We start from the raw sequence: 3,633 nt of genomic DNA on the forward strand, positions 1-3,633 counted from the left end.
TCAACCATCAGCGCCTGCTGGAGCCAATTGGAAATAGGCCACCGGCCGAGTTTGAGGCACTATATGAACAGAGTCAGGCAACCATATCGGTTGCTGCCTGACTCAAACAAAACAGCCTCCGCGAAACCCGGGGCGGTTCAAAACCGGGAGACACTAGGCGCTCATATTGGAGAGCAGCCCGATACCACCATCTAACTCCCGAAAGTCCAGCCCTTTCACCTCACCAAGCTACAGTGGAGAGAGGAAGGCTGAATGCAATATTTCCTGAGGTCCGATCAAGTCACAGCCTGATTGACCAAAGTGTTCTGCTGTTAATTGAGTGGGTGAGCCGCCATGAGCCAGAAGTCCTCCTATCAGTTGAAAATCTCGTCAAACGCTCTGGCCCTGGAGCAGCTTACCCGTCCCCTACTGAGCTTGCTCAGCCAAGTGACCGGAATGGAGTCTGCCTATCTGACCATCATCGATAGCGATCGTGGTCGCCAGTATGTGCAGTATGCGTTGAATGAAGATTCGATGATCATCCCTGAGGGGCTGAGCGTGCCTTGGGAAGATACATTGTGCAAACGGGCTATCGACGAAAACCGTTTCTACTCAGACAACGTCTCTGAATATTGGGGCGACTCGGAAGCAGCCACAGCACTCGGCATCAAGACGTATGTAAGCACTCCTATCCGCTCAAAAACAGGGAAGCTTCTCGGTACAGTCTGCGCCGCTAGCAGCCGGCAGATTCCTGCGCAGCCTGACGTAGAGGCATTGCTGCCCGTTCTGTCTGAGCTATTGACCTACGCACTGGAGAGAGAACGTCTGATCGATGAGTTAACAGAAAGAAACGCTGAACTGACCAGTTTGGCGTTGACCGACTCATTGACTGGCCTGCCAAATCACCGAGCCCTCCAAAGCGACCTGGAGCATCTGCTGGCATTGGCGGCCAGAGAACACAAATATGCGCTTTTGAGCGTTATCGATCTGGACGACTTCAAGCAGGTGAATGACACCTACGGACATCTCGCCGGAGATCACCTACTGAAAACGGTCGCGGAGAACCTTCAAAACAGTCTCAGGAGCAGCGATATCGTAGGGCGTGCCGGAGGAGACGAGTTCATCGTCATGGCATTGGGGCCAGCAATGAACCAGAACGACGTGGACAACGAAGTCCGTTCGGCATGCGAGGCCCTGCAGAACCGGCTCACATCGGCAACGCAAGGCCCCTTTACACTGGAGGACGGGGAGCGTATCCCCTATCCCGGAGCGAGCGTTGGCGTTATAGCACTTACGCCGGACAGTACATCCGTTACCGAAGCGCTGGAGCAGGCAGATAGGGAGATGTACCGAGTAAAACACGCTCGTAGAGATCTGCTCACGGGTAGCACTGCAAACCCGTAGCAGATACCTGCAGCGATCAGGGCCTGGAACAGCGCCACCCCATTCACTCGCGCTTGGCCATCACGCATAATTACTCGCTCCCCCCAAAAAGCCATTTGGACCTACCCACGTGACACTTCATCAACAGGTTCTGCTTGTTTACCCCGCTTCCCACGAAGCGCGGATGCCGGATATTCGCGCCTTTGCGGCAGAGCGCGGGATTTTGCTCCACGAATTTAACAAGGAGCGCTTTCTGACTGAGCCGGAACGAAGCCTGCAAAACGCCGAGCATGTTGTTGTCGTTGTTGAAGATGAGGACATCAGCGAGTACGTCAATCTGGCTAAACGCCTGAGTTTCTCGTTAGGCATCATACCGGCCAACCCTGGAAGCCGCCTGGACCGCTGGTTCGGCCTACCCTCGAAGCGCGATGAGGCTCTGGCACTGGCTTTTTCCATCAGTTCTAGTGCGTTGGATGTGGTGCGCTGCAATAACGAAATCGTGCTGGGCATGATGATGCTGGGTGCAACCCCATTTCTGGACCAGCGCAGCAAGAGATACCAGAACCGGAGGATCTCACCCTGGCAACATCTGCTGTACTGGCTGGCCCTGATCTGGAGCAGCCTGCGCAACCTGCTGGAAATCAAGCCGTTCCCGATTACCCTGACGACAGGCAAGGACGTCGTCCTGAAGACAGCCATCACAGGACTGGTCTCAATCGAGAATGAATTCAACAGCGCAGCAGCCAAGCTGATCAATACCAGTATCTCAGCGCAAGATCGCAAAATCTCGACAATCGTTATCGCGCCAAAGTCGGTGGTCGAGTATGTCGCCTTCCTGTTGATGGCCGTCATCAAAGGCGAGAAAGGAGTAAAACGCCTGCCAGCGGCAGTCAGCTACATAAAGAGCCAATACCTCAAACTGGAATCGCCACGGCCTTTCACATACTACATTGACGGCCGTAAGCGGCATGCTGACTCTGTAGAGCTGGAGCTGTATCCAGAAGCTGTACGCATCAATACAGGCCAGATCCTTCAAGCTAACCAGCCAAGCAGACAGGAAAGCAAAGACACGATGAGGGTCGATAACCTGCCGACCAATGAGAGTCGCTTGCAGATGATCGAACGCCACCTGCCATTGTTCACCCGAGCCCTGGAGGAGGATTTCAAGGACCTGTTCTTGCTACTGCGGGAAAACGCCCAAGCTCGCGCACATTACATCGCCCTGATGATTCTTAGCGTGGTAGTGGCAAGCTTCGGGCTCTTCCTCTCCAGCGCAGCGGTGATCATCGGGGCCATGGTACTGGCACCTTTGATGGCACCGATTATCTCACTGGCGATGGGCCTACTACGTGGCGACCGCACCCTGCTTGATCGTTCACTGCTGACCATTGGGATTGGGGTGTTACTCGCTCTCGGCACAGCATCGCTAATTGCGCTTCTCATCCCCATTGATCGCATCACTCCCGAAATGGCTGGGCGATTGCACCCTAACCTTCTGGATCTGGGAGTGGCAATCGCGTCCGGCATTGCCGGCGGCTATGCGCATGCGCGCGAAAACGTCATGAAAAGCCTGCCAGGGGTGGCAATTGCCGTTGCGCTGGTCCCACCACTGTCGGTCGCAGGCATCGGTATCGGCTGGTGGCAGTGGGAAGTTTTTAGCGGCGCACTGCTGTTGTTTATAACGAACCTGGTCGGCATTGCCCTAAGTGCCGCATTGACCTTTCTGGTACTGGGCTATGCACCACTGATACGCGCAAAGCGTGGGCTGGTAATTTCGACGGCGCTGTTACTCGTGGTATCGATTCCTCTGACATTGGCCTTTATCGACATAAACCGCCATTGGCAATTCGAGCGAGACTTGAGTCGCAATGGCCTGCTGATCAACAACAAGCCCATCAATTTTGGTAATTTGCAGATCAACCGTCAGGGCGGTAGCTTGCTGGTCCGCGGCGACCTTATCTCTGAGGAGTGGCTCCATCGCAGCGATCTTGAACGACTGCGTATTCAACTGGAAGATAAATGGGGGTTGCCGGTCTCACTGGAATTGGGCGCTCGCCTGAGGGTAGGAGACAAATCGAGTAGTCAATGAGCACGTAAGCACCACCACAGCGAACAAAGTGGGCTGAGATCTGTAGTGGTCAACAATTCCCGGACAGTGATTTAAGTTTTTCTTCTACAACAGCCGGCGGCACGAGGCCGTTGTGCTGATGTGGTCTTGTCCAGTTGTAGCATTGCATTAGGTAGCGACCTATATCCTGCTCAGCCAGTGCA

2 protein-coding genes are annotated in these 3,633 nt (G+C 54.5%); both read left to right on the forward strand.

The features are described 5' to 3' along the window. Positions 1-333 precede the first annotated feature (333 nt). The gene (locus tag AC13EY_RS00255; RefSeq protein ID WP_228247541.1) at positions 334-1,383 is read left to right on the forward strand and encodes a sensor domain-containing diguanylate cyclase; all 1,050 of its coding nucleotides are present in this window, start codon (positions 334-336) and stop codon (positions 1,381-1,383) included. Between the two features lie 163 nt (positions 1,384-1,546). Then, a complete protein-coding gene (locus tag AC13EY_RS00260) occupies positions 1,547-3,451 on the forward strand; it encodes a DUF389 domain-containing protein (RefSeq protein WP_482890385.1) in 1,905 nt (634 codons plus the stop codon). Positions 3,452-3,633 lie beyond the last annotated feature (182 nt).

The organism is Halopseudomonas sp. L-58 (genome assembly GCF_056859475.1).